Source organism: Citrobacter sp. C5_2, from assembly GCF_014596845.2.
GTDB lineage: Bacteria > Pseudomonadota > Gammaproteobacteria > Enterobacterales > Enterobacteriaceae > Citrobacter > Citrobacter werkmanii.
Window position 1 is genome coordinate 888,083 of sequence record NZ_CP115032.1, and the last position, 24,592, is coordinate 912,674.

Annotated in this window: 22 protein-coding genes and 1 pseudogene; 17 read left to right on the top strand and 6 right to left on the bottom strand. The window is 51.5% G+C overall.

The features are described from left to right. The first annotated feature begins 17 nt into the window (after nucleotides 1-17). The 6 genes from cmtB to ICA20_RS04420 are packed head-to-tail and all read left to right on the top strand — an operon-like array spanning nucleotide 18 to nucleotide 5,370. The gene (gene cmtB, locus ICA20_RS04395; protein ID WP_038633565.1) at nucleotides 18-461 is read left to right on the top strand and encodes a PTS mannitol transporter subunit IIA; all 444 of its coding nucleotides are present in this window, start codon (nucleotides 18-20) and stop codon (nucleotides 459-461) included. Between the two features lie 27 nt (nucleotides 462-488). Further along, nucleotides 489-1,868 carry a PTS mannitol transporter subunit IICB gene (locus ICA20_RS04400; RefSeq protein WP_038633562.1) on the top strand — a complete coding sequence of 460 codons (1,380 nt, stop codon included), beginning with the start codon at nucleotides 489-491 and terminating at the stop codon, nucleotides 1,866-1,868. Nucleotides 1,869-1,892: 24 nt separating this feature from the next. Beyond that, on the top strand, nucleotides 1,893-3,170 hold the full coding sequence (locus ICA20_RS04405) for a zinc-binding dehydrogenase (RefSeq protein WP_038633560.1): 1,278 nt from the start codon (nucleotides 1,893-1,895) through the stop codon (nucleotides 3,168-3,170). Continuing rightward, complete coding sequence (glpX, locus tag ICA20_RS04410; RefSeq protein WP_038633557.1) at nucleotides 3,167-4,138, top strand: class II fructose-bisphosphatase; 972 nt, start codon at nucleotides 3,167-3,169, stop codon at nucleotides 4,136-4,138. Before ICA20_RS04405 ends, glpX begins: the two co-directional genes overlap by 4 nt. 15 nt (nucleotides 4,139-4,153) lie before the next feature. Then, entirely contained in the window at nucleotides 4,154-4,663 is a 510-nt protein-coding gene (locus tag ICA20_RS04415) for an MltR family transcriptional regulator (protein WP_038633553.1), read from the top strand. Beyond that, the gene (locus tag ICA20_RS04420; protein WP_038633551.1) at nucleotides 4,660-5,370 is read left to right on the top strand and encodes a nucleoside/nucleotide kinase family protein; all 711 of its coding nucleotides are present in this window, start codon (nucleotides 4,660-4,662) and stop codon (nucleotides 5,368-5,370) included. Before ICA20_RS04415 ends, ICA20_RS04420 begins: the two co-directional genes overlap by 4 nt. Here the strand turns inward: ICA20_RS04420 and ICA20_RS04425 are convergent. Then, a pseudogene (locus ICA20_RS04425) lies at nucleotides 5,327-5,539 on the bottom strand (ABC transporter ATP-binding protein); the annotation flags it as partial. The gene ICA20_RS04420 and the pseudogene ICA20_RS04425 sit on opposite strands and share 44 nt — an antisense overlap. Nucleotides 5,540-5,737: 198 nt before the next feature. Here ICA20_RS04425 and ICA20_RS04430 point away from each other — a divergent pair. The 9 genes from ICA20_RS04430 (at nucleotide 5,738) to ICA20_RS04470 (ending at nucleotide 15,551) form a co-directional block, all read left to right on the top strand. Then, nucleotides 5,738-6,319, top strand: a complete 582-nt coding sequence (locus tag ICA20_RS04430) for a hypothetical protein (protein WP_051594481.1) — start codon at nucleotides 5,738-5,740, stop codon at nucleotides 6,317-6,319. Between the two features lie 51 nt (nucleotides 6,320-6,370). Further along, on the top strand, nucleotides 6,371-8,062 hold the full coding sequence (locus ICA20_RS04435; RefSeq protein WP_230592256.1) for a glycosyl hydrolase family 18 protein: 1,692 nt from the start codon (nucleotides 6,371-6,373) through the stop codon (nucleotides 8,060-8,062). A 332-nt stretch (nucleotides 8,063-8,394) separates the two neighbouring features. After that, entirely contained in the window at nucleotides 8,395-9,423 is a 1,029-nt protein-coding gene (gene epd / locus ICA20_RS04440; protein ID WP_038633548.1) for an erythrose-4-phosphate dehydrogenase, read from the top strand. Between the two features lie 39 nt (nucleotides 9,424-9,462). After that, entirely contained in the window at nucleotides 9,463-10,626 is a 1,164-nt protein-coding gene (pgk, locus tag ICA20_RS04445) for a phosphoglycerate kinase (RefSeq protein WP_038633545.1), read from the top strand. An 88-nt stretch (nucleotides 10,627-10,714) separates the two neighbouring features. Next, a complete protein-coding gene (fbaA, locus tag ICA20_RS04450; protein WP_038633542.1) occupies nucleotides 10,715-11,794 on the top strand; it encodes a class II fructose-bisphosphate aldolase in 1,080 nt (359 codons plus the stop codon). A gap of 192 nt (nucleotides 11,795-11,986) precedes the next feature. Continuing rightward, complete coding sequence (locus tag ICA20_RS04455) at nucleotides 11,987-12,847, top strand: small-conductance mechanosensitive channel MscS (RefSeq protein WP_038633539.1); 861 nt, start codon at nucleotides 11,987-11,989, stop codon at nucleotides 12,845-12,847. A gap of 208 nt (nucleotides 12,848-13,055) precedes the next feature. Continuing rightward, nucleotides 13,056-13,691 carry an arginine exporter ArgO gene (gene argO / locus ICA20_RS04460; protein ID WP_038642859.1) on the top strand — a complete coding sequence of 212 codons (636 nt, stop codon included), beginning with the start codon at nucleotides 13,056-13,058 and terminating at the stop codon, nucleotides 13,689-13,691. A 93-nt stretch (nucleotides 13,692-13,784) separates the two neighbouring features. Further along, nucleotides 13,785-14,531 carry an oxidative stress defense protein gene (locus ICA20_RS04465; protein WP_003027002.1) on the top strand — a complete coding sequence of 249 codons (747 nt, stop codon included), beginning with the start codon at nucleotides 13,785-13,787 and terminating at the stop codon, nucleotides 14,529-14,531. A gap of 123 nt (nucleotides 14,532-14,654) precedes the next feature. Next, nucleotides 14,655-15,551: a LysR family transcriptional regulator gene (locus ICA20_RS04470; protein WP_038633537.1), complete on the top strand. Its 897-nt coding sequence runs from the start codon at nucleotides 14,655-14,657 to the stop codon at nucleotides 15,549-15,551. Here ICA20_RS04470 and ICA20_RS04475 read toward each other — a convergent pair. The 5 genes from ICA20_RS04475 to argP all read right to left on the bottom strand — a co-directional run bounded on the left by ICA20_RS04475 (nucleotide 15,548) and on the right by argP (nucleotide 22,094). Then, entirely contained in the window at nucleotides 15,548-17,014 is a 1,467-nt protein-coding gene (locus tag ICA20_RS04475) for an acetyl-CoA hydrolase/transferase family protein (protein WP_038633535.1), read from the bottom strand. The two genes, ICA20_RS04470 and ICA20_RS04475, sit on opposite strands and share 4 nt — an antisense overlap. Nucleotides 17,015-17,038: 24 nt before the next feature. After that, nucleotides 17,039-17,824, bottom strand: coding sequence for a methylmalonyl-CoA decarboxylase (gene scpB, locus ICA20_RS04480; RefSeq protein WP_038633533.1), 786 nt, complete (start codon nucleotides 17,822-17,824; stop codon nucleotides 17,039-17,041). A 10-nt stretch (nucleotides 17,825-17,834) separates the two neighbouring features. After that, nucleotides 17,835-18,830, bottom strand: coding sequence for a methylmalonyl Co-A mutase-associated GTPase MeaB (meaB, locus tag ICA20_RS04485; RefSeq protein ID WP_038633531.1), 996 nt, complete (start codon nucleotides 18,828-18,830; stop codon nucleotides 17,835-17,837). Continuing rightward, nucleotides 18,823-20,967: a methylmalonyl-CoA mutase gene (gene scpA, locus ICA20_RS04490; protein WP_038633528.1), complete on the bottom strand. Its 2,145-nt coding sequence runs from the start codon at nucleotides 20,965-20,967 to the stop codon at nucleotides 18,823-18,825. Before scpA ends, meaB begins: the two co-directional genes overlap by 8 nt. A gap of 233 nt (nucleotides 20,968-21,200) precedes the next feature. Further along, entirely contained in the window at nucleotides 21,201-22,094 is an 894-nt protein-coding gene (gene argP / locus ICA20_RS04495; protein ID WP_032940465.1) for a DNA-binding transcriptional regulator ArgP, read from the bottom strand. A gap of 170 nt (nucleotides 22,095-22,264) precedes the next feature. Here argP and rpiA point away from each other — a divergent pair, with 170 nt between their 5' ends. Together rpiA and serA are read left to right on the top strand one after the other, a co-directional pair. Beyond that, nucleotides 22,265-22,924, top strand: coding sequence for a ribose-5-phosphate isomerase RpiA (gene rpiA, locus ICA20_RS04500; RefSeq protein WP_016154364.1), 660 nt, complete (start codon nucleotides 22,265-22,267; stop codon nucleotides 22,922-22,924). A gap of 270 nt (nucleotides 22,925-23,194) precedes the next feature. Further along, nucleotides 23,195-24,427 (top strand): phosphoglycerate dehydrogenase, encoded by a 1,233-nt coding sequence (gene serA, locus ICA20_RS04505; RefSeq protein ID WP_006686878.1) that lies wholly within the window; start codon nucleotides 23,195-23,197, stop codon nucleotides 24,425-24,427. The last annotated feature ends 165 nt before the right edge of the window (nucleotides 24,428-24,592 follow it).

A 24,592-nucleotide genomic window follows, 5' to 3' on the forward strand; every position in this document is an offset into this window, starting at 1 on the left:
TAAAATAAGGAAAATGTATGCGGCTAATTGATTACTTTCCAGACTCATCTATCTCAATAAAAAATTCAGCAAAGAACTGGCAGGAGGCAATAGATTTTTCTATGTCATCTTTGCTGGCTAACCATTACGTTAATTCGGACTATGTTCAGGCCATTAAGGAATCAACAATTAGCAATGGCCCTTATTATATTTTGGCACCTGGCGTCGCGATGCCGCATGCTCGACCAGAATGCGGTGCGTTAAAAACCGGGATGTCATTAACGCTTCTTAAACAGGAAGTAAAATTTGCCGATGATGATGAAGGTATAAAGTTATTAATCGGATTGTCGGCGGCAAATGCTGACTCACATATTGGCGCTATCCAGGCCTTAAGCGAATTATTATGTGAAGAGGAAGCGTTAACTGCTTTGTTAACGGCTAAATCAGAAAAACAACTGGTGGATATTATCGCCCACGCATAATTCACAGCCTCCTTTCAGGACATTATTATGGAAAACAAGTCTGCTCGTGCCAAAGTCCAGGCTTTTGGTGGGTTTTTGACTGCGATGGTCATTCCCAACATCGGCGCATTTATTGCCTGGGGTTTTATAACTGCATTGTTTATTCCTACCGGTTGGATGCCGAACGAGCATTTCGCCAAAATTGTCGGTCCGATGATTACCTATTTACTACCTGTCATGATTGGCTCCACTGGTGGACATTTGGTGGGTGGGAAACGTGGCGCAGTAATGGGCGGGATTGGTACTATCGGCGTGATTGTGGGCGCTGATATCCCGATGTTCCTTGGCGCTATGGTGATGGGGCCGCTTGGTGGCTGGGTGATTAAGTATATCGATCGTCTGCTGGAGAAACGCATTCCTGCAGGTTTCGAGATGGTTATCAATAACTTCTCCCTTGGCATTGCGGGAATGCTCTTATGTTTGCTGGGCTTTGAAGTCATTGGCCCGGCGGTTCTCGTGGCTAATAATTTTGTGAAAGAGTGTATTGAAGCGTTGGTTCATGCGGGTTATCTGCCGTTGTTATCCGTGATTAACGAGCCTGCGAAAATCCTCTTTCTGAATAATGCCATCGATCAGGGTGTGTATTATCCGCTCGGAATGCAACAAGCTTCAGAAACGGGAAAATCGATATTTTTCATGGTGGCCTCCAACCCAGGGCCGGGATTGGGTTTGCTACTTGGCTTTGCCATCTTTGGTAAAGGGATGAGTAAAAAATCTGCGCCAGGGGCCATGATTATCCATTTCCTGGGAGGGATTCATGAACTGTATTTCCCATATGTACTGATGAAACCTCTGACTCTGATTGCCATGATCGCCGGGGGAATGAGCGGGACGTGGGTATTCCATCTGTTTGACGGTGGGTTGGTGGCAGGACCGAGTCCAGGATCAATATTCGCTTACCTGGCATTAACGCCAAAAGGTTCATTCCTCGCGACCATTGCAGGCGTCACAGCGGGAACGATTGTCACCTTTGTTATCACTTCTTTAATCCTGAAAATGGAAAAGAACGTCGAAACAGAAAGTGAAGATGACTTCGCTGAATCTGCCAGAACTGTTAAGGCAATGAAGCAGGAAGGTAAATTCTCCTATAAAAATATAAAGCGTGTTGCTTTTGTCTGTGATGCTGGAATGGGCTCCAGCGCTATGGGAGCAACTACTTTCCGTAAACGTCTGGAAAAAGCGGGATTGAATATTAATGTGGCGCATTATGCCATAGAGAACGTTCCACAAGATGCCGATATTATCGTCACCCATGCCAGTCTTGAAGACCGTGTTAAACGTGTAAGTGAAAAGCCATTAGTGTTGATTAAAAACTATATTGGTGACCCGCTGTTAGACGATTTATTTAAACGCATTACGGCGAACTGACATTCTTCTATTTTTGGAGTGAATATGAAAACGAAAGTTGCTGCCATATATGGCAAGCAGGATATTCGTATCCGTGAATTTGAACTTCCTGAAATTACAGATAATGAATTATTAGTAAGCGTAATCTCTGATAGCGTTTGTTTATCAACCTGGAAAGCTGCTGCATTGGGGAGCGATCATAAACGCGTACCGGATGACCTCGAAAATCATCCGGTTATTACCGGCCATGAATGTGCAGGTATCATTATTGAGGTCGGGAAAAACCTGACTGATAAATATAAAAAAGGTCAACGTTTTGTTTTACAGCCCGCGATGGGGCTGCCAAGCGGTTATTCAGCGGGATACAGCTACGAATATTTTGGTGGCAATGCTACCTACATGATTATTCCTGAGGTGGCGATTAATCTGGGCTGTGTTTTACCGTATCACGGCTCTTATTTCGCCGCAGCGTCCCTGGCGGAGCCGATGTGTTGCATCATTGGCGCTTATAACGCGAACTATCACACCACGCCTTACGTGTATGAGCATCGTATGGGGATTAAGCCGGGAGGCAGCATTGCGTTGCTGGCCTGCGCCGGGCCGATGGGGATTGGCGCTATAGATTATGCCATTAACGGCAATATTCAGCCGTCACGCGTGGTGGTCGTGGATATCGACGAAGCGCGACTGACGCAGGCTAAAAAACTGTTGCCGGTTGAGTTAGCGGCAGAAAAGGGGATTGAGCTTATCTATGTGAACACTACCGGCATGGATTCTCCAACCGCGATGCTGCGCGCCCTAACCAATGACACTGGTTTTGATGATGTCTTTGTGTATGCGGCTGTGCCAGCGGTGATTGAAATGGCAGATGATCTCCTCGCGGAAGATGGTTGTCTGAACTTTTTTGCCGGCCCGACTGACAGCAACTTCAAAGTGCCGTTTAATTTTTATAACGTTCACTATAACAGCACTCACGTTGTCGGAACGTCCGGCGGTTCAACGGATGATATGAAAGAGGCTATTGCGCTCAGCGCAACCGGTCAACTACAGCCCTCGTTTATGGTGACGCATATTGGGGGGCTGGATGCCGTACCGGATACGGTATTGAATTTGCCTGCGATCCCTGGAGGTAAAAAGCTGATTTATAACGGTGTGACGATGCCACTTACCGCCATAACGGATTTTGCTGAGAAGGGGAAAACCGACCCGCTTTTCAAAGAACTGGCAAGGCTGGTGGAAAAAACGCACGGTATCTGGAATGAAGAAGCGGAAAAATACCTGTTGGCGCAATTTGGCGTGGATATTGGGGAGGCGGCGATATGATGTCGTTGGCATGGCCGCTGTTTCGCATTACTGAGCAGGCCGCGCTGGCGGCTTGGCCGCAAACCGGGTGCGGTGATAAAAACAAGATTGATGGCCTGGCCGTGACGGCAATGCGGGAAGCATTGAACAGCGCTGCCATTCGTGGGCGAATCGTTATTGGCGAAGGAGAAATTGATCGCGCCCCGATGCTGTGGATTGGTGAGGAAGTGGGAAATGGCATCGGGCCAGAGGTGGATATCGCCGTCGATCCCATTGAAGGAACCCGTATGGTGGCGATGGGGCAAAGCAATGCGCTGGCGGTCATGGCGTTTGCCCCCCGCGGTAGTTTGTTACACGCTCCTGATATGTATATGAAAAAACTGGTTGTTAATCGCTTTGCAAAAGGGGCGATTAATCTGGCGCTGCCGTTGGCAGATAATCTGCGTAATGTGGCTGTGGCGTTGGGTAAACCGCTGGAGCGGCTGCGGATGGTGACGCTGGATAAACCGCGCCTTCAACCGACGATTGCCGAGGCGACACGACTAGGCGTCAAGGTCTTTGCGCTGCCCGATGGTGATGTGGCTGCCAGCGTGCTGGCCTGTATGCAAGAGAATCCCTATGACCTGATGTATACCATTGGCGGGGCACCTGAAGGCGTTATTTCAGCCTGTGCGGTTAAAGCGCTGGGAGGCGATATGCAGGCTGAGCTAATCGATTTCTGTGAAGCGAAAGGGGATAGCGCCGATAATCGTCTGATTGCTACACAGGAACGTCAGCGCTGCGCGGAGATGGGCGTTGAGATCAACCGTATCTATGCGCTCGACGAACTGGTAGGGGGAAATAAGATCCTCTTCAGCGCGACGGGTGTTACGGGCGGCGATCTTGTTAAAGGGATCCAACAGGTTGCGAATGGTGTGCGCACGCAAACTTTACTGATCGGTGGCGCGGATCGAACGTGTAATATAATAGACTCTCTGCATTCATGGTGATTTATCGAGAAACGAATGACGACGCTGACAGAAGACGATGTGCTTGAGCAACTGGATGCTCAAAATAATTTACTCTCGTTTATGACGACGGCACATAACATTTTGCTCCAGGGCATTAAGCGCTTTCTACCGTCGCTGTTCGTCAATAACGATGAAGAGATCGTGGAATATGCAGTGAAGCCGTTACTTGCCCAGAGTGGACCGCTTGACGATATCGACGTTGCGTTACGTCTGATTTATGCGCTGGGAAAAATGGATAAATGGCTTTATGCCGACATTACTCATTTTTCTCAGTTTTATCAGTACCTGAACGAGCAGGATAACATTCCCAGTTTTGCCGATGACATTACCTGGGATTTTGTCAGCAACGTGAACAGTATTACTCGCAACGCGACACTCTATGGTGCGCTGGAGTCGATGAAATTCGCCGACTTTGCAGCGTGGTCTGAAGTGCGCTTTAGCGCAATGGTCAAGACGGCAATGACGCTGGCAGTGACAGCGATTTTAAAGGAATTAACGCCGTGAAAATCGAACTAACGGTGAATGGGCTACAGGTTGAAGCACATTACCATGATGATGAGATAGAGAACGTTCATAAACCGTTATTACAGCAGTTGGCAAAAATACACGCTACTAATCCGCAGCGACGAACGATTGTTTTTCTTAGCGCGCCGCCGGGAACGGGTAAATCGACGCTGACCACCTTCTGGGAATATCTCTCCCGTCAGGAGCCGGGTCTGCCGGAGATCCAGACGCTGCCAATGGATGGCTTCCATCACTACAACGCCTGGCTGGAGGTCCATAACCTGCGGGCATACAAAGGTGCGCCGGAAACGTTTGATGTGGATAAGCTTGCGCAGAATCTGCGCCAGATAAGGGTAGGGGAAGGTTCCTGGCCGCAGTATGACCGGCAAAAGCACGATCCGGTCGAAGAAGCCATACAAGTGACTGCGCCGATTGTCATTGTGGAAGGAAACTGGTTATTGCGCGATGACCTAAGATGGCGGGCATTAGCCGAATTTTGTGATTACTCGCTTTTTATTCACGCTCCAGCTAATGCGCTTCGTTCGCGACTGGTAGGCCGTAAACTGGCTGGCGGACTATCGCAAGCTGACGCTGAGGCGTTTTATGAGCGTACCGACGGACCGAATGTTCGTCGGGTACTGGAGGGGAGCCGACCAGCCGACTTTATGCTGGAGATGACGGTTGATGGTGAATATCGGATTGTGTGAGATTTTTGTTGTGTAACCTTACCACTCGTGAGAAATGACGCTGCGTAAACGCAGCGTCATGACTGATCGCCACAACGCTTGCGCCACGCGCACGGCACACCGCCAGCCAGTTATCAAAAACACTCAGCCAGTGCGCATCAAAATCCCGGCTCGGTTCATCCAGCAGGATTTAAATATAATGTTCGTATATTATTCATACTCAATTAATATCTTTTATTTTTTGTTTTTATTAATATTATGAATACCTTTTGGTAATTCACTAAATATCTACATTGGTTTTTAATGATGTGTTTTGTTACTCTCAATTAAGTTGTTCACTAGTAATATATTTCCATTAGCATCATCAATAAACCAATAAGGATATTGTATGAAATTGTCACCATCAATAATTGCGATGGCGGTGTCGGCATGTTTGCTCTCTACAAATGCGCTGGCGGCGTTAACTGCGAATGACGATACAAATAAGATTGAAGGCACGTATAGTAATTCTCTTATGCGGTCCACTGACAATGGTGAAAGCTGGCTGGAGCTTGTAACAAGTGATGGAACCAGTGCGGGGAAAAATAACGATTTTCCCGGCACAGAAACGGTTGTTGTCGCCAACAAACTTGCCGATGTTATGGCGACGCCACTGTATGATTCAACGCAAAGCTATGGCACGCCGAATACCAAAGTACGTTATAACGGCTATTACTGGACCAACCAATGGTGGGCGAACCCAGGGGAAATTCCTGGCAGTAACTCGGTATGGTTAAAAGGGGCGGCGACCAATCTGGAAGCCAACATTATTGATACTTACAATTTTACGCCGTGGCAGGGTCAGCAGGCTGAAGAGTATCAGACACAGCAAAAAGAGAAAGTCGCTAAGCAGTCGCGAATTTATGGTTATTATCCGGAGTGGGGGGTCTATGCGGCGCATAATTATTTTACAACGGATAAAATCGCCTAGGATCTCATAACGCATATTACCTACGCTTTTGGCGTGGTAGAAAATGGCGTTGTGGTTACCCATGATACAGAGAAAGGCCCGACGTTAATGAAAGAAATTGCCACCGCCAGCAAACAGGCAGGGGTGAAAAATATTCTTTCTGTGGGGGGATGGACTAACTCAGAGGAAGGCGTGTTTGAATCAGCAACATCTACGCCTGAAGGTGTCGAGAAACTTGCACAAAGTATTGTTGACTACGTCGTAAAATGGCAATTCGATGGGGTTGATATCGACTGGGAATATCCTGATACCGATGTTGAAAAAACGCAGTTCACCAATTTGATTACCAGCTTACGTAATAAACTGGATGTACTGGGCAAGCAAAACGATATTTACTATCAACTCTCCGCTGCTGTGACGGTAAACCATAATAATATGGCCTATATCAATCCGGCGGTAACGGCACCGTTACTCGATTCTGTCAACGTGATGGCGTATGACATTCACGGTGCATTTGATGCTATTACGGGCCATAACGCCCCGCTGTATGCCAATAGTCAGGATGAAGATCAGAAACTTAACGTCTCTTCGGCAATGAACGAATATGTTAACACTTGGGGTGTGGCTAAAAATAAACTGACCATGGGGGTTCCTTTCTACGGTCGTGGTTGGGGTAACGTTGAACCCACTGAAATCGTGAAGGGCTTGCCGGGACTTTTTGCTGCAGGAACCGCTACCGTCCACGGCGCATGGGATGATGAAGATCAGTACACTGGGACGAATCCGTTCTATGTGCTGCAGGAGAAAATTGCCAGCGGGGACTACACGCGGTACTGGGATTCGGAGTCTCACGTTCCCTATCTTTATAACGCAAAAACCAAAGAATTCCTGACCTATGATGATGAAGCCTCAATTACTGATAAGGTTAATTACATTAAAGATCAAGGAATTGGCGGGGCTATCATCTGGGATATCAGCGGTGATACCAGCGATCACACGCTGGGTAAAATCGTTGCTACATTAAAGTCTTCAGATAGTGGTGATGATGACAGCGATGACGATGGTGATGATAGCGATAGCACTCACGTTGTGTCGTATCTTTCCTTAGATCGTGGCGCTAAGAAAGGATTGTCTTACGATGGTGATACGGCGATGTTCACTGTGTATCCTGGCATTTATGCGGAGATGCCAGTGACGGAATTCCAAAGCGGCGTCTTTGATATGCGTCTTAACAATGTTTCTATCGCAAAAATTAATAAGGGTATCGTCGAAAACGGGGCTTTTTCAATCGATGGTCAGATTGCTAAGATCATCAGTAATGATGCGACGATGAAAGAAGGTGATGTCGTTTCCATCGTTCGTCAGGATGGCGAACAGGAGTATGTTGACGCCTCAAAAACAGTGAACCAGGAGATGCTTGGCAATGCGGTACTTGATACCAGCACCCAGTTAAGAGCTGTTTACATCGCACCTGCTAACGGAATTACCTATACTATTCAACTAAATATGGATGGCTATGCTGACTCACAGTATGATGTTTATCTTAACGACACCTTTGTAGCCAGAGCAAATACCTTAAAAACGGGTAAATGTTCAGCGGAACATATGACCTGTAGCTATTTAGGCGCACAGCGGATTTGGTACATCACCGATGCCAGCATTTCAGTTCAGCAGGATGACACCATCAAAGTGTATCATGTTGTAGACGGCGCGAAATCACTGGTGGCATCGCTGACAGTTCCCCACGGTATTTTCTACTATTAATGACGTAATCCCTCAGTTGCCCGGGAAGCGAATTCCCGGGCATTTTCGTATCAGCCCACCCTTACCAGGCTTTTTGGCTATTCTCAAAACGTGATGGGCGCGTTCTATTATTCCAGCTAAAATGTGACGCAAGTCAGATAACTGCGTTCTGTCGCTGGACAATCATTCCTTTTATTCCGCGTTTCGCTTATTCTAGCTGAAGCGTTTCAGTCGATTAAATGTTCGACAATTAACCAATTAGTCGCAGTTTGCGACAGGTAAGGTTTCCCTGAGCGATTTGCTGCATTACTCTGTCTGCCACATCGTTTCTGAGAAATCCTTGCAGGAGACCTATGACCGTACGCGTAGCGATTAATGGTTTCGGTCGCATCGGACGCAACGTGGTTCGTGCTTTGTATGAATCCGGGCGTCGGGCGGAAATCACCGTGGTGGCAATCAACGAACTGGCGGATGCTGCAGGCATGGCGCATTTGTTGAAATATGACACCAGCCATGGGCGTTTTGCCTGGGATGTTCGTCAGGAACGTGACCAGCTCATCGTTGGTGATGACGCGATCCGCATTTTGCATGAGCGAACGCTCGACGCGCTGCCATGGCGTGAACTGGGTGTTGACGTTGTGCTGGATTGTACGGGCGTCTTCGGTAACCGCGAACACGGCGAGGCGCATATTGCCGCCGGTGCAAAAAAAGTGCTCTTTTCACATCCTGGCAGTCCCGACATCGACGCAACGGTTGTATTTGGCGTTAATCAGGATCAGCTGCGCGCTGAGCACCGAATTGTATCCAACGCCTCCTGCACCACGAATTGTATAATTCCCGTCATTAAATTGCTGGATGATGCTTACGGCATTGAGTCTGGTACCGTTACAACGATCCACTCTGCGATGCACGATCAGCAGGTGATTGATGCCTATCATCCTGACCTGCGTCGTACGCGAGCGGCCAGCCAGTCAATTATTCCGGTTGATACCAAACTGGCGGCGGGTATTACGCGAATTTTTCCGCAATTTAACGATCGTTTTGAAGCGATCGCGGTGCGTGTACCGACCATAAATGTGACGGCGATCGACTTAAGCGTGACGGTGAAAAAACCGGTAAAAGCCAGCGAAGTCAACCAGTTGCTGCAAAAAGCAGCACAAGGTGCATTTCATGGTATAGTTGACTATACGGAATTACCGTTGGTCTCTGTAGATTTTAACCATGACCCGCACAGCGCCATCGTTGATGGTACGCAAACGCGCGTGAGTGGTGCTCACCTGATCAAGACTCTGGTCTGGTGTGATAATGAATGGGGCTTTGCTAACCGTATGCTCGACACAACGTTAGCGATGGCTGCTATTGGTTTCAGGCTCGACGCTTGAGCGTCGACAAAACTTTAAGTATCAACGAGAGGATTCACCATGTCTGTAATTAAGATGACCGATCTGGATCTGGCTGGTAAACGCGTTTTTATCCGTGCCGACCTGAACGTACCAGTTAAAGAAGGGAAAGTAACCAGCGACGCGCGTATCCGTGCTTCCCTGCCGACCATCGAACTGGCCCTGAAGCAGGGTGCTAAAGTGATGGTAACTTCCCACCTGGGTCGTCCTACCGAAGGCGAGTACAACGAAGAATTCTCTCTGCTGCCGGTTGTTAACTACCTGAAAGACAAACTGTCTGCTCCGGTTCGCCTGGTAAAAGATTATCTGGACGGCGTTGAAGTCGCTGCCGGTGAGCTGGTGGTCCTGGAAAACGTTCGCTTCAACAAAGGCGAGAAGAAAGACGACGAAGTTCTGTCCAAAAAATATGCGGCGCTGTGCGACGTATTCGTCATGGATGCTTTCGGTACGGCTCACCGTGCGCAGGCTTCTACCCACGGTATCGGCAAATTCGCTGATGTAGCTTGCGCGGGTCCGCTGCTGGCTGCTGAGCTGGACGCGCTGGGCAAAGCGCTGAAAGAACCGGCTCGTCCGATGGTTGCTATCGTTGGTGGTTCTAAAGTTTCTACCAAACTGACCGTTCTGGACTCCCTGTCTAAAATCGCTGACCAGTTGATCGTTGGCGGCGGTATCGCGAACACCTTCGTTGCCGCTCAAGGCCACAACGTCGGTAAATCCCTGTACGAAGCCGACCTGGTTGACGAAGCTAAGCGTCTGCTGACCACTTGCGATATCCCGGTTCCGACCGACGTTCGCGTAGCGACTGAGTTCTCTGAAACTGCGCCGGCGACGCTGAAATCCGTTAGCGACGTGAAAGAAGACGAGCAGATCCTGGATATCGGCGACGCTTCTGCACAGCAGCTGGCTGAAATCCTGAAGAATGCGAAAACCATTCTGTGGAACGGCCCGGTTGGCGTGTTCGAATTCCCGAACTTCCGTAAAGGTACTGAAATCGTTGCTAACGCTATCGCAGACAGCGAAGCGTTCTCCATCGCGGGCGGCGGCGATACCCTGGCAGCAATCGACCTGTTCGGCATTGCTGACAAAATCTCCTACATCTCCACTGGCGGCGGCGCATTCCTCGAATTCGTGGAAGGTAAAGTATTGCCAGCAGTAGCGATGCTCGAAGAGCGCGCTAAAAAGTAAGCATTTAATGGGCAGGGAAACCTGCCCAATTATTAGCGCGCTTTAGAGCGCGCGCCCTTTCCAAGGCCGAAGATACAGGACTCGCAACATGTCTAAAATTTTTGATTTCGTAAAACCAGGCGTAATCACTGGTGATGACGTACAGAAAGTTTTCCAGGTAGCTAAAGAAAACAACTTTGCTCTGCCAGCTGTTAACTGCGTTGGTACCGACTCCATCAACGCCGTACTGGAAACCGCTGCAAAAGTTAAAGCGCCGGTAATCGTACAGTTCTCCAACGGTGGTGCTTCTTTCATCGCGGGTAAAGGCGTGAAGTCCGACGTGCCTCAGGGCGCTGCAATCCTGGGTGCTATCTCTGGCGCGCATCACGTTCACCAGATGGCTGAACATTACGGTGTTCCGGTTATCCTGCACACTGACCACTGCGCGAAGAAACTGCTGCCGTGGATCGACGGTCTGCTGGACGCGGGTGAAAAACACTTCGCAGCAACCGGCAAACCGCTGTTCTCTTCTCACATGATCGACCTGTCTGAAGAGTCTCTGGAAGAGAACATCGAAATCTGCTCCAAATACCTGGCGCGCATGTCCAAAATGGGCATGACCCTGGAAATCGAACTGGGTTGCACCGGTGGCGAAGAAGACGGCGTGGACAACAGCCACATGGACGCTTCCGCACTGTACACCCAGCCGGAAGACGTTGATTATGCGTACACCGAGCTGAGCAAAATCAGCCCGCGTTTCACCATCGCCGCTTCCTTCGGTAACGTACACGGCGTTTACAAGCCGGGTAACGTGGTTCTGACCCCGACCATCCTGCGCGACTCTCAGGACTATGTTTCTAAGAAACATAACCTGCCGCACAACAGCCTGAACTTCGTCTTCCACGGCGGTTCCGGTTCTACTGCTCAGGAAATCAAAGACTCCGTAAGCTACGGCGTAGTGAAAATGAACATCGATACCGATACCCAATGGGCGACCTGGGAAGGTGTTCTGAACTACTACAAAGCAAACGAAGCTTACCTGCAGGGCCAGCTGGGTAACCCGAAAGGCGAAGATCAGCCGAACAAGAAATACTACGATCCGCGCGTTTGGCTGCGTGCTGGTCAGACAAGCATGATCACCCGTCTGGAACAGGCTTTCAAAGAACTGAACGCGGTTGACGTTCTGTAATTTACGCCGTTCTACGTGACATGAGGCCCGCCAATGCGGGCCTTTTTTATTGCCATTTCAACAGGCTGCTGGCAGAGATTTCTGTGATCTGTTTGGCAAAAATCAGGTTTATTGTTTACTCTTGTCAGATTGCCAGTCCCGGCGGGGCGGCTTTATTTTTTCCCATTTGGGTAAGCAAAAAAGGAATAGTGAATGGAAGATTTGAATGTTGTCGACAGCATAAACGGGGCGGGCACCTGGCTGGTCCGCAATCAGGAACTGCTGTTGAGCTATGCCGTCAACATCGTTGCGGCCATCGCCATTGTTATCATCGGTATGATTGTAGCGCGTATCGTATCAAACACCGTTAACCGTCTGATGGTGTCGCGGAAAATTGATGCAACGGTTGCCGATTTTCTCTCCGCACTGGTGCGCTACGGTATTATCGCTTTCACGCTGATTGCCGCGCTGGGCCGCGTTGGGGTGCAAACCGCCTCCGTGATCGCCGTTCTCGGTGCCGCAGGTTTAGCCGTGGGTCTGGCGCTGCAAGGTTCGCTGTCCAACCTTGCCGCCGGCGTGCTGTTGGTGATGTTCCGTCCGTTCCGCGCGGGTGAGTATGTAGACCTCGGCGGCGTAGCGGGAACCGTACTTAACGTGCAGATTTTCTCTACCACCATGCGTACCGTAGACGGTAAGATTGTGGTGATCCCGAACGGTAAAATCATTGCCGGGAACATCATTAACTTCTCTCGCGAACCGGTTCGTCGTAACGAATTCATTATCGGCGTGGCCTACGATTCCGATATCGATCAGGTGAAGAAAATCCTCACCGATATCATCCAATCCGACGAGCGCATCCTTAAAGATCGTGAAATGACGGTGCGTCTGAATGAGCTGGGCGCTTCTTCGATTAATTTCGTTGTACGCGTCTGGAGCAACAGCAGCGATCTGCAAAGCGTCTATTGGGACGTACTGGAGCGTATTAAGCGCGAGTTTGACGCCAACGGCATCAGCTTCCCGTATCCGCAGATGGATGTGAACTTCAAGCGTGTGAAAGAGAACGCGGCAGAGTAATCTTTTTCTGCACCACGGTGCCGGATGGCGCTTCGCTTATCCGGCCTGGTCAGATTTCTATACTGTAGGCCGGATAAGGCGTTAGCTGCTATCCGGCAAAATATCCCATCATTAATTTCTCTAATCTACGATTAATATTATCAATTTCCGCTAATGATTCTCCCGCGCTATAGTCTGCTCCTAAGAGAAATAGTTCGGGATGAGTAACGTGTTATCTTATTATTTTCAAGGGCTTGCGCTTGGCGCGGCCATGATACTACCGCTTGGTCCGCAAAACGCCTTTGTAATGAACCAGGGCATTCGTCGCCAGTATCACATCATGATTGCATTACTCTGTGCCATCAGCGATCTGGTGCTGATTTGCGCGGGGATTTTTGGCGGTAGCGCCTTGCTGATGCAGTCACCGTGGCTGATGGCACTGGTCACCTGGGGGGGAGTGGCGTTTCTACTCTGGTACGGTTTCGGTGCGTTAAAAACGGCGATGAGCAGTAATCTGGAACTGGCCAGCGCTGAAGTAATGAAGCAGGGGCGCTGGAAAATCATCGCCACTATGCTGGCGGTGACCTGGCTTAACCCACACGTTTATCTGGATACCTTTGTGGTGTTGGGGAGTCTCGGAGGCCAACTGGACGTTGAACCTAAGCGCTGGTTTGCGTTGGGTACCGTCAGCGCCTCGTTTCTGTGGTTCTTTGGTCTGGCATTGCTGGCGGCCTGGCTGGCGCCGCGTCTGCGCACTGCTAAAGCACAGCGCATCATCAATATCTTAGTAGGATTAGTGATGTGGTTTATCGCTTTTCAGCTGGCAAAAGAAGGTGTTACGCATGTTCATGCGCTGTTCAACTAAGTGTTGTCTGATGGACAACGCAGCGAGATCGGCTAAGCTTGCCTGCATGTGCCCTGAGTTTCGGGGTAATTAATGAAACATGGAGGAACGACCGTGAAGTTCAAAATAATGGCCCTAGCGGCATTAGTCGGATTCAGCGCACTATCGGTACAGGCAAATGAGTTGCCAAACGGACCGCACATCGTGACTTCCGGAACGGCAAGCGTGGATGCAACGCCTGATATCGCCACCCTGGCGATTGAAGTCAATGTTGCTGCGAAGGATGCGGCTTCAGCGAAGAAGCAAGCCGATGAGCGCGTGGCGCAATATCTGTCCTTCCTTGAGCAGAATCAGATAGCGAAGAAAGACATTAGCGCTGCCAACCTGCGCACGCAGCCGGACTACGATTACCAGAACGGCAAAAGCATCCTCAAAGGTTATCGTGCGGTGCGTACCGTTGAAGTGACGCTGCGTCAGCTGGACAAACTCAACGCTCTGCTTGATGGCGCGCTAAAGGCTGGTCTGAATGAGATCCGTTCGGTATCGCTTGGCGTCGCCCAACCGGATGCCTACAAAGATAAGGCGCGTAAAGCGGCAATTGATGATGCAATTCATCAGGCTGAACAGCTGGCGGCGGGCTTTAACAGCAAACTGGGACCCGTTTATAGCGTGCGCTACCACGTGTCCAATTATCAGCCGAGCCCGATGGTACGGATGATGAAAGCAGATGCAGCGCCTGCGGCATCCGCTCAGGAAACCTACGAACAGCCGGTTATTCAGTTTGACGATCAGGTTGATGTGGTCTTCCAGATTGAACCGACGGCGGGGCAGCCGGCAGCCACACCTGCCAAAACCCAGTAATCTTTTCAAACCCGGCCTTCCAGCCGGGTTTTTTCTGTGAGCAACTGTAAAAATGAGATCTCACATCCAGTCTTTTTTTTCGCCGTAATGAGGATAGGCCATAGCGATTTTTAAGGGGACGCTATGGATATTTTTATCTCGAAAAAGATGCGTAATTTCATTCTGCTGGCGCAAACCAATAACATCGCCAGAGCGGCAGAAAAAATCCATATGACCGCATCGCCTTTCGGTAAAAGCATTGCCGCACTGGAAGATCAAATCGGCTATACGCTGTTTACCCGCAAAGATAACAACATCAGCCTGAATAAAGCCGGGCAGGAGCTCTATCAGAAACTGTTCCCTGTTTATCAGCGTCTCTCTGCTATTGATAACGAAATCCATAACGCCTCTCGCCGCTCGCGAGAAATCGTCATCGGCATCGACAATACCTATCCAACGATTATTTTCGACCAGTTGATTAGCCTTGGCGACAAGTACGATGGCGTGACGGCTCAGGCCATTGAATTCAGCGAGAATGGGGTGATCGATAACCTGTTCGATCGGAAACTGGATTTTATTATCTCACCGCAGCACGTTTCCCCTCGCGTGCAGGAACTGGAAAATCTGGCGATTAGCGAGTTGTCTCCGCTGCGTCTGGGGTTTCTCGTTTCCCGGCGCTACGAAGAAAAACAGCCGCATGAGCTGCTACGTGAGCTGCCATGGCTGCAAATGCGCTTCCAGAATCGCGCCAACTTTGAGGCGATGCTCGATGCTTACATGCGGCCCTGCGGAATTCATCCGACGATTATCTACCGCCCGTACAGCTTTATGGCCAAGATTAGCGCGGTGGAGCGTGGGCAGTTTTTGACGGTGATCCCCCATTTCGCCTGGCGGCTGGTTAACCCCTCGACGTTGAAATATTTCGATGCGCCCGGCAGCCCTATGTATATGCAGGAGTTTCTCTATTCGCTGAAAAACCATCGTTATACCGCCACGATGCTTCAGCATATTGCTGAAGATCGTGAGGGTACGGCAAGTTAAACGAGCATCGATCCGGTTTCGATCAGGTTACGATGCAGATCGAACGCATGGCTGAGATCGTGATGGATATGCCCGCCGGGCGCTCGTTCCAGATAACGGTGCAGGTAGTCCCGATACAGAGGATGCGCACAGTTATCGATAATCGTGTGCGCCCGCTGCATCGGGGATAACCCACGCAGATCGGCAATCCCCTGTTCGGTGACGATCACTTTGACGCTATGTTCGCTGTGATCGACATGGCTACACATCGGCACGATGGTGGAGATTTTCCCGCCTTTGGCAATCGACGGCGCCATAAAAATAGACAGGTAGGCGTTACGCTCGAAATCGCCGCTGCCGCCAATGCCGTTCATCAGGTTTACACCTGCTACGTGTGTGGAATTGGCATGACCGTAGATGTCAAACTCCAGACCGACATTGAGCGCAATGACGCCCAGCCGACGAATGATTTCCGGGTTATTGGAAATCTCCTGCGGGCGCAGCACAATCCGGCTGGCGAAGAAGTCCATGTTGTCGTAAATCTTCTGCAACGACGGGGCTGAAATGGTCAAACTGGAGGCGCTGGCGCCGGTTATCTTGCCCGTTTCCAGCAGATGCACCACAGATTCTTGCAACACCTCGGAATACATCATAAAGGGTGGAATATCCGGGTTCTCGCCCAATCGCGCCATTACCGCGTTGTTGATATTGCCCACGCCGCTTTGTAAGGGCAGGAATTCCGCTGGGATGCGTTTGTGCGCCATTTCCGCCAGCAGAAATGTCACCACGTTATCGGCAATTTGCTGACTGACCGGATTACTCTTATCCGCGGCATTTCCGGCATCGGGCAGTTCGGTATCCACGACCGCGATAATTTTTTTCGGGTCTATCTGCACACACTGGCTGCCCACGCGATCCATGGTGTGAAAAATCGGCACGCTGTTTCGCCGCGGCGGTGCGCCGGGTATCACAATGTCGGCAAACTCCGCCACGCGCGGGTTATGGTAATGATTCAGTTCGATAATCACCTTTTTCGCCCGCAGCAGCCAGGTCGGCGCGTTACCGATGCCGCTGGAAAGCCAAATCCGACCATCTGGCGCAATGGCGGAGGCTTCAATGACGGCAACATCGATCTCGCCAAAAAAACCATAATTAACCATTTGCGCCACTTCGCTCAAATGGAGATCGACAAACCTCACCTGGCCCTGATTAATTTTCTCGCGCAGGCCAGATGATGTTTGATAAGGTGCCCGCCAGGAAACGGCATCCGCCGCGGATAGCGCATCATCAGCGGCAGCGCCAATTGAGGCTCCTGTCAGCAGGCGGATTTGAAAAGGTTGCCCGACCTGATGCCGTTCGCAAGCGAGTTGAGCAATTGCGTTAGGTAATGCTTTTGGCGAACCCGCAGGGGTAAAGCCGCTGAATGCCACCATATCGTCGTGCTGGATAATTTCTGCCGCTTCTTCGGCACTCATCCGTTTCATGGCCGTCTCCTTCCTCAGGCGTGATTAATGGCCGACAAAATTGGGTTTACGTTTTTCCATAAACGCGTTCATCCCTTCCTGATAATCCTCGCTGTCGTACACCGCGCGGCGCATGCCCTGAATACGCTCAAATTCGTCTGAGTTCATGGTGTGCGCTTCGCCCAGCACGCGCAGTTCTTCTTTAATGACGGCGATGGCCAGCGGCGCTTTCTCCGAGATGTGGTGCGCCATTTGCAGAGTGAAATCCTCCAGTTCGTCGACAGGAACCACATGGTTGAGGATCCCGACGGCCATCGCACGCTGAGCGGTAATCGGCGAGGCGGTAAAGATCAGCTCTTTCACGATGTGGAACCCAGCATCGCGGGTCAGGTTGTGGATGCCGACCAGGTTATACGGTACCCCGAGGTTGACCGGTGTCATCGAGAAGGTAGAGGTTTCAGCGGCGATGATGAGATCGGAACTCATGATCATCTCAAACGCGCCGCCCCAGACGCTCCCCTCAACCATGGAGATCACTGGTTTTGGATATTTCTGGATCATGCGGGTGATCTGGCGCAGCGGATCGTCATAAGAGAGCGGATCGCGACGTCCTGAGGGAAGTTCATGAATATCATGCCCGGCAGAGAACACTTTGGCCCCGCTCGGGGCGCGCAAAATGATGCAGCGAATTTCCGCACGATTAAGATCGCTCAGCGCCTGCATCAGATCGTCGATAAACACTTTGCTCAGCGCATTGAGCTTGCGGGCGTAATTGAACTCAATGACCGCGACTTTCTGGATGATGACTACGTTGACGTATTGATAAGACATAATGTTCTCTTTATTCAAAGTAATGATGCTGGATAAATTCACTAATGTGACGCAGACCGGTACGCGGCGAAAGGTCGTTATTTTTGACGGCCTGCAGCGTCTGCTGGAAATAACGGTCGAAATCAGTCCGGGTAAACAGCAGATGCAAAGCTTCTTCTTCAGCCTGCTTGTGTAACCAGTCCACCGCTTGCTGCTGGCGGACTTTTTCCAGTCGACCGCTGACGGTAAGGCACGTTTTAAAGTCAGTTATCGCCTGCCAAATCTCCTCGATGCCACGTTTTTCCAGGGCGCTACAGGCCAGAACCTGCGGCTGCCACTCGTCATACTTGCGGCGCAGAATATGCAGGGCGGATTCGTACATATGGCGGGCGATGGCAACCTGGTTACGGTTATCACCGTCGTCCTTGTTGATGACGACCAGATCCGCCATCTCCATCAGGCCCTTTTTGATGCCCTGCAAATCGTCGCCACCGCCGGCAATTTGCAGTGAGATAAAGCAATCCACCATGCCGGCGACTTCAGTTTCTGACTGCCCGACGCCGACGGTTTCCACAATCACCACGTCAAAACCCGCCGCTTCGCACAACAGCATTAATTCACGGGCGCGCTGGCTGGCGCCGCCTAAATGACCGCTGGAAGGCACCGGGCGGATAAATGCCGATTCTGCGCGGGACAGTTCCGTCATCCGGGTTTTATCGCCAAGAATGCTGCCGCCGCTAACGGGACTACTGGGATCGACCGCAATCACAGCCACCCGTAATCCCCGACGGATCAACAGCATACCGAACGCCTCCAGAAAGGTGCTTTTGCCCGCGCCCGGCGTGCCCGTGATGCCCAGACGCAGCGCGTTACCGGTGAACGGCATTATCGCGTCCAGCAATTGCGTACTCAGTGGCTGGTGGCGCGGGTGGCTGCTTTCAACCAGCGTCATCGCCTGGGCAAGCGTGGCCCGTTCACCGCGCCGCAAGCGTCGGACGGCATCGTCAAGCGTGGCGGCGTTAATCATGATGCTGACTGATCCGGGTCAATACATCGCGGACGCTGTCGAGCATTGGCGTGCCGGGGCCATAAATGGCTGCCACGCCATGCTCGTACAGGAAGGCGTAGTCCTGTGGTGGTATCACACCGCCTGCCACCACGCAGATATCTGCGCGTCCCCAGCCTTTGAGCGCCGTGACCAGTTCAGGGATCAACGTCTTATGCCCTGCAGCCAGTGACGATGCGCCTATGACATGTACATCGTTTTCTACCGCCAGACGGGCGATCTCTTCTGGCGTGGAGAACATCGGACTGAGATCGACGTCGAAGCCGAGATCGGAGTAGGCGCTGGCGATCACTTTCGCGCCGCGATCGTGACCATCCTGGCCCATCTTGGCGATCAGGATCCGAGGTCGGCGACCATTTTCCGCGAGGAACTGTTCGGTTTGCGCAACAATGGCGTCGAACTCATTGGCGGATTTGTCGGACTGGTGATAGCTTTGCGCAATCACGCCGGTGACGCACTGGCTGGGCACCAGATAGCGGTCAAAAGCGGCTTCCAGCGCGTCGGAGATCTCACCGAGCGTGGCGCGAACGCGGGCGGCGTTAACGGCGGCGGCCAGCAGATTTTCATTATGCTGCGCGGCGTGGGTCAGCGCCGTCAGCGCGGCGTTGACGGCATCATTGTCGCGAGTGGCGCGGATATGCTGTAGTGAAGCAATCTGTTCGTTGCGCACCTTCACGTTGTCGATTTCCAGTACCGACGTTTCGTCTTCTTTATCCAGCTTGTACTTGTTCACGCCAACGATGACGCGTTTGCCCTGGTCGATCAGCGACTGCTCGCGCGCCGAAGCTTCTTCGATCATTCGTTTGGGGAGTCCAGCTTCAATCGCCTTCGCCATGCCGCCCGCTTCATCAATTTGTTTAATGATCGTGCGCGCCTGCTTCACGATTTGATCAGTCAATGACTCCACGTAGTACGATCCGGCCAGCGGATCGACTGTGCGGCAGATCTCTGACTCTTCCTGAATAATGATCTGTGTATTACGCGCGATGCGGGCGGAGAAATCGGTGGGCAGACCGAGTGCTTCATCAAAGGCGTTGGTGTGCAGCGACTGGGTGCCGCCAAGCGTGGCGCCGAGCGCTTCAATGGTTGTGCGGATCACGTTGTTGTAGGGATCCTGCTCGGTCAGACTCCAGCCGGAGGTCTGGCAGTGGGTACGCAGAGCGAGAGATTTCGGGTTGGTTGCGCCAAAACCGCTGACCGCCTCGCTCCACAAATAGCGAGCCGCGCGCAGCATGGCGACGTTCATAAACAGATCCATGCCGATACCGAAGAAGAATGACAGACGCGGGGCGAAGTCATCAATTTTCAGCCCGGCAGACAGTGCGGCTTTGATGTACTCAATGCCGTCGGCCAGCGTAAACGCCACCTGCTGGACGCAGTTCGCTCCGGCTTCTCCCATGTGATAACCGCTGATACTGATGGTGTTATAGCGCGGCATATTGGCGGAGCACCAGGCGATGATGTCGGCGATGATGCGCATTGAAGGTTTTGGTGGATAGATGTAGGTGTTGCGGCACAGATACTCTTTCAGAATATCGTTCTGAATGGTCCCGGTGAGCTGTTCCGGCGTTACGCCTTGTTCCTCAGCCGCGACGATATAAAACGCCAGGACCGGCAGCACCGCGCCGTTCATCGTCATCGACACCGACATCTTATCCAGCGGGATCTGATCAAACAGCACCTTCATATCTTCGACGGTATCGATCGCCACGCCCGCTTTGCCGACATCGCCCGCCACGCGCGGGTTGTCAGAGTCATAGCCGCGGTGGGTGGCAAGGTCAAAGGCAACGGAAAGTCCTTTTTGTCCGGCGGCGAGGTTGCGGCGGTAAAAGGCGTTGGATTCTTTGGCGGTAGAGAAACCGGCATACTGGCGGATGGTCCACGGCTGCGCGGTATACATGGTGGCGCGTGGGCCGCGCACGTAAGGCGGTAGGCCGGGCAGGGTGCCCGTGACTTCCAGATTATCGAGGTCAGCCTCGGTGTACAGCGGCTTGATGACAATCCCTTCCGCCGTCTGTCTTTCCAGCGACTCAACGTTTTTTTCCCGTCGACTGAGTTCTTTATTGGCAAGTGTTTGCCACTCTTGCACGTTAGCCATTTTTTGCTCCGTATTACGCAATAAGTTGAATCTTTACGAGATACGGTGAGCTTTTTCATTTGGCTTGTCGCCAGCAAAAAATAGCCAACAGGGCGTCGTTTTTTGCCGCGTGGTATGTTTTATTTTGTGATGTATTTCAAAGACGTGGCGGGAATAACATGAAAAAGCGGTAAGAGGGAGTAGGCCGGATAAGGCGTTACGCCGCCATCCGGCACTCAGAGGCTACAAACAGTTTAATCCTGACGCAGTACGTTGTGACCGTAAGCCAGCAGCGCGTCGGTAACGTTGCGCATCATGCGGCTTTCCGGCGCAAAACGGTGCCAGTACAACATCCGACGCTGGAACAGGCCCGGCGTCAAGTCGATGAGCTCACCGCTTTCCAGCTCTTTTTCTATCTGTAAGTGCGGGATCATGCAGCAGGTCGTGCCCTGACGGGCCAACTGGACGAAGGCTTCTGATGAGTTAACGATATGGCACGGCACGCTGCCTGGCGGCAGATCGAAGTTTTGTTGCAGGAACGCCTGATGCATATCATCAAGATGGTCAAACGCGACCGCCGGGGCTTTCAGCAGGGCAGAGCGAGTGACGCCGTTCGGGAAATAGCGCTCGGCGAACGCTTTTGAACCCACAAACAGGTAATCCAGCGCGCCAAGTTTATCCACCAGACAGCTTGGCAGCGCCTGATGTTGAATACTCACCGCACCGACCACTTCACCACGGCGCAGACGTTCCTGCGTTCGCGTTTCATCCTCAACCTGCAGGTTCAGGCGAATTGGCGAATTAGCCAGTACCGGGGCCAGCGCCGGAAGCAACCAGGTCGCCAGACTGTCGGCGTTTACCGCCAGCGAAAGCAGCAGCGGCGTGGAGCCAGTTTGCTCATCACCCAGCCACTCATCTTCCAGCAGTTCAACCTGGCGTAAGAGCGCCAGGAGTTTCTGCCCTTGTTCAGTAGGGCGAGGCGGTACGGTACGCACCAGCAGCGGCTGTCCGAACATATTCTCAAGCTGTTTTATGCGCTGTGAAACGGCGGATTGCGTGATGCACAGCTTTTGCGCCGCGCGCTCAAATCCTCGTTCACGAATAACCGCATCCAGTGCTTGTAGTGTTCTGTAGTCCGGACGTTTCATTGCTTTGGCGCACTCCTGAAATTTTTGCTTGTTCTGCACTATGACACAAATTTGGGTTGGGTAAAGACGAAATCAGCCACCCGGGAGCGGGTGTGGGGACATTTTTCTGCACAATGTTCTATAATGCGCGTGAATTTTCCCACCATATTCACACCACAGGCGAAACGATCATGACGCAGGATGAACTGAAAAAAGCAGTAGGATGGGCGGCACTTCAGTATGTACAGCCCGGTACCATTGTGGGCGTAGGTACAGGTTCAACAGCCGCACACTTTATTGATGCGCTGGGCACAATGAAAGGTCAGATTGAAGGCGCGGTGTCCAGTTCTGACGCCTCGACCGAAAAACTCAAAAGCCTTGGCATCCACGTGTTCGATCTTAACGAAGTGGACAGCCTCGGCGTCTACGTTGACGGCGCGGATGAAATCAACGGCCATATGCAGATGATTAAAGGCGGTGGCGCAGCGTTGACCCGTGAAAAAATCATTGCTTCTGTGGCGAAGAAATTTATCTGCATCGCTGACGCGTCCAAAGAAGTCGATATTCTCGGTAACTTCCCGTTGCCGGTAGAAGTTATCCCAATGGCGCGTAGCGCAGTGGCTCGCCAGTTGGTGAAGCTGGGCGGTCGCCCTGAATACCGTCAGGGCGTGGTAACTGACAATGGTAACGTGATCCTTGACGTGCATGGTCTGGAAATCCTCGACGCTATCGCACTGGAAAACGCCATTAATGCGATTCCGGGCGTGGTAACCGTAGGTTTGTTCGCTAACCGTGGTGCGGATGTCGCGCTGATCGGTACCCCAGACGGCGTGAAAACTATCGTAAAATGATCTGATGGGAGCGTCTTCTCCCGTTAAAAAAATTTTGGCAGGGCAAATTTGGTGACTTGTGTCACGTTTACAATATTGCCCTGCCGATCTCTCCAAAGAAAAAGTTATCGCCAGTATTTTCCTCTGACATTTCCCGCTGAATGACATTTCCTCAGCATGACGACGCAAACGTTCATATTGCTGCAATATTATTTTTTGATATGTTGAAGAGGCGGATGAAAATCCCACACACAACACATCAGATTGGACAAAAAAGACAGGGTCGGGGAAATGGCAAAGGTATCACTGGAGAAAGATAAGATTAAATTTCTGCTGGTAGAAGGCGTGCACCAAAAAGCACTCGAGAGCCTTCGTGCAGCAGGTTATACCAACATCGAGTTTCACAAAGGCGCTCTGGACACCGAACAACTGAAAGAGTCCATCCGTGATGCTCACTTCATTGGCCTGCGATCCCGTACCCATCTGACTGAAGATGTAATTGCCGCCGCAGAAAAACTGGTCGCGATTGGTTGCTTCTGCATCGGCACCAACCAGGTTGATCTTAGCGCTGCGGCAAAGCGCGGGATCCCGGTGTTTAACGCGCCATTCTCTAACACACGTTCCGTTGCTGAACTGGTGATTGGCGAACTGCTGCTACTGCTACGCGGTGTACCAGAAGCGAACGCCAAAGCGCACCGCGGCGTGTGGAATAAACTGGCTACTGGCTCTTTTGAAGCGCGCGGCAAAAAACTGGGGATCATCGGCTACGGGCACATTGGTACTCAGTTAGGCATTCTGGCGGAATCGCTGGGGATGCATGTCTATTTCTATGATATTGAAAATAAACTTCCGCTGGGTAACGCCACGCAGGTTCAGCATCTTTCCGATCTGCTCAATATGAGCGACGTGGTGAGCCTGCACGTGCCGGAAAATGCCTCTACCAAAAACCTGATGGGCGCGCGTGAGATTTCGCTGATGAAACCGGGCGCGCTGCTGATTAACGCCGCACGCGGTACGGTGGTTGATATTCCTGCGTTGTGCGACGCGTTAGCGACCAAACATCTTGCAGGGGCGGCAATTGACGTGTTCCCAACCGAACCGGCAACGAACAGCGATCCGTTCACTTCGCCGCTGTGTGATTTCGACAACGTGATCCTGACGCCGCATATTGGTGGTTCCACGCTGGAAGCACAGGAAAATATCGGTCTGGAAGTGGCGGGGAAACTGATCAAGTATTCCGACAACGGCTCCACGCTGTCTGCGGTTAACTTCCCGGAAGTTTCGCTGCCGCTGCACGGTGGTCGTCGTCTGATGCACATTCACGAAAACCGTCCTGGCGTTCTGACCGCGCTGAACCAGATTTTTGCCGAGCAGGGCGTCAACATTGCCGCGCAGTATCTGCAGACTTCTGCGCAGGTAGGTTATGTGGTTATCGATATTGAAGCGGATGAAGATGTGGCGGAAAAAGCGCTGCTGGCGATGAAAGCCCTTCCGGGAACCATTCGCGCCCGTCTGCTGTACTAATTTCCTCTAAATGGGCAGGCGATGACCTGCCCATCTTTCCTCTGATTTCCCTGCCTCAAAATTTCTTTCTGTAACGCATACATTCTGTTTTCGAGCCTTGCCGCAATTGGCAACTAAAGGCAGTGCTGCGTGTTGTACAGCACTAAAAGAAATTTACGATAGGGG

Coding starts and splice junctions, on each gene's coding strand:
- scpA (WP_038633528.1), bottom strand. CDS start 20,967: ATGGCTAACGTGCAAGAGTGGCAAACACTTGCCAATAAAGAACTCAGT.
- scpB (WP_038633533.1), bottom strand. CDS start 17,824: ATGTCTTATCAATACGTCAACGTAGTCATCATCCAGAAAGTCGCGGTC.
- fbaA (WP_038633542.1), top strand. CDS start 10,715: ATGTCTAAAATTTTTGATTTCGTAAAACCAGGCGTAATCACTGGTGAT.
- argP (WP_032940465.1), bottom strand. CDS start 22,094: ATGAAACGTCCGGACTACAGAACACTACAAGCACTGGATGCGGTTATT.
- ICA20_RS04455 (WP_038633539.1), top strand. CDS start 11,987: ATGGAAGATTTGAATGTTGTCGACAGCATAAACGGGGCGGGCACCTGG.
- ICA20_RS04475 (WP_038633535.1), bottom strand. CDS start 17,014: ATGAAACGGATGAGTGCCGAAGAAGCGGCAGAAATTATCCAGCACGAC.
- ICA20_RS04405 (WP_038633560.1), top strand. CDS start 1,893: ATGAAAACGAAAGTTGCTGCCATATATGGCAAGCAGGATATTCGTATC.
- ICA20_RS04430 (WP_051594481.1), top strand. CDS start 5,738: ATGAAATTGTCACCATCAATAATTGCGATGGCGGTGTCGGCATGTTTG.
- glpX (WP_038633557.1), top strand. CDS start 3,167: ATGATGTCGTTGGCATGGCCGCTGTTTCGCATTACTGAGCAGGCCGCG.
- ICA20_RS04470 (WP_038633537.1), top strand. CDS start 14,655: ATGGATATTTTTATCTCGAAAAAGATGCGTAATTTCATTCTGCTGGCG.
- pgk (WP_038633545.1), top strand. CDS start 9,463: ATGTCTGTAATTAAGATGACCGATCTGGATCTGGCTGGTAAACGCGTT.
- rpiA (WP_016154364.1), top strand. CDS start 22,265: ATGACGCAGGATGAACTGAAAAAAGCAGTAGGATGGGCGGCACTTCAG.
- cmtB (WP_038633565.1), top strand. CDS start 18: ATGCGGCTAATTGATTACTTTCCAGACTCATCTATCTCAATAAAAAAT.
- ICA20_RS04415 (WP_038633553.1), top strand. CDS start 4,154: ATGACGACGCTGACAGAAGACGATGTGCTTGAGCAACTGGATGCTCAA.
- serA (WP_006686878.1), top strand. CDS start 23,195: ATGGCAAAGGTATCACTGGAGAAAGATAAGATTAAATTTCTGCTGGTA.
- ICA20_RS04400 (WP_038633562.1), top strand. CDS start 489: ATGGAAAACAAGTCTGCTCGTGCCAAAGTCCAGGCTTTTGGTGGGTTT.
- epd (WP_038633548.1), top strand. CDS start 8,395: ATGACCGTACGCGTAGCGATTAATGGTTTCGGTCGCATCGGACGCAAC.
- meaB (WP_038633531.1), bottom strand. CDS start 18,830: ATGATTAACGCCGCCACGCTTGACGATGCCGTCCGACGCTTGCGGCGC.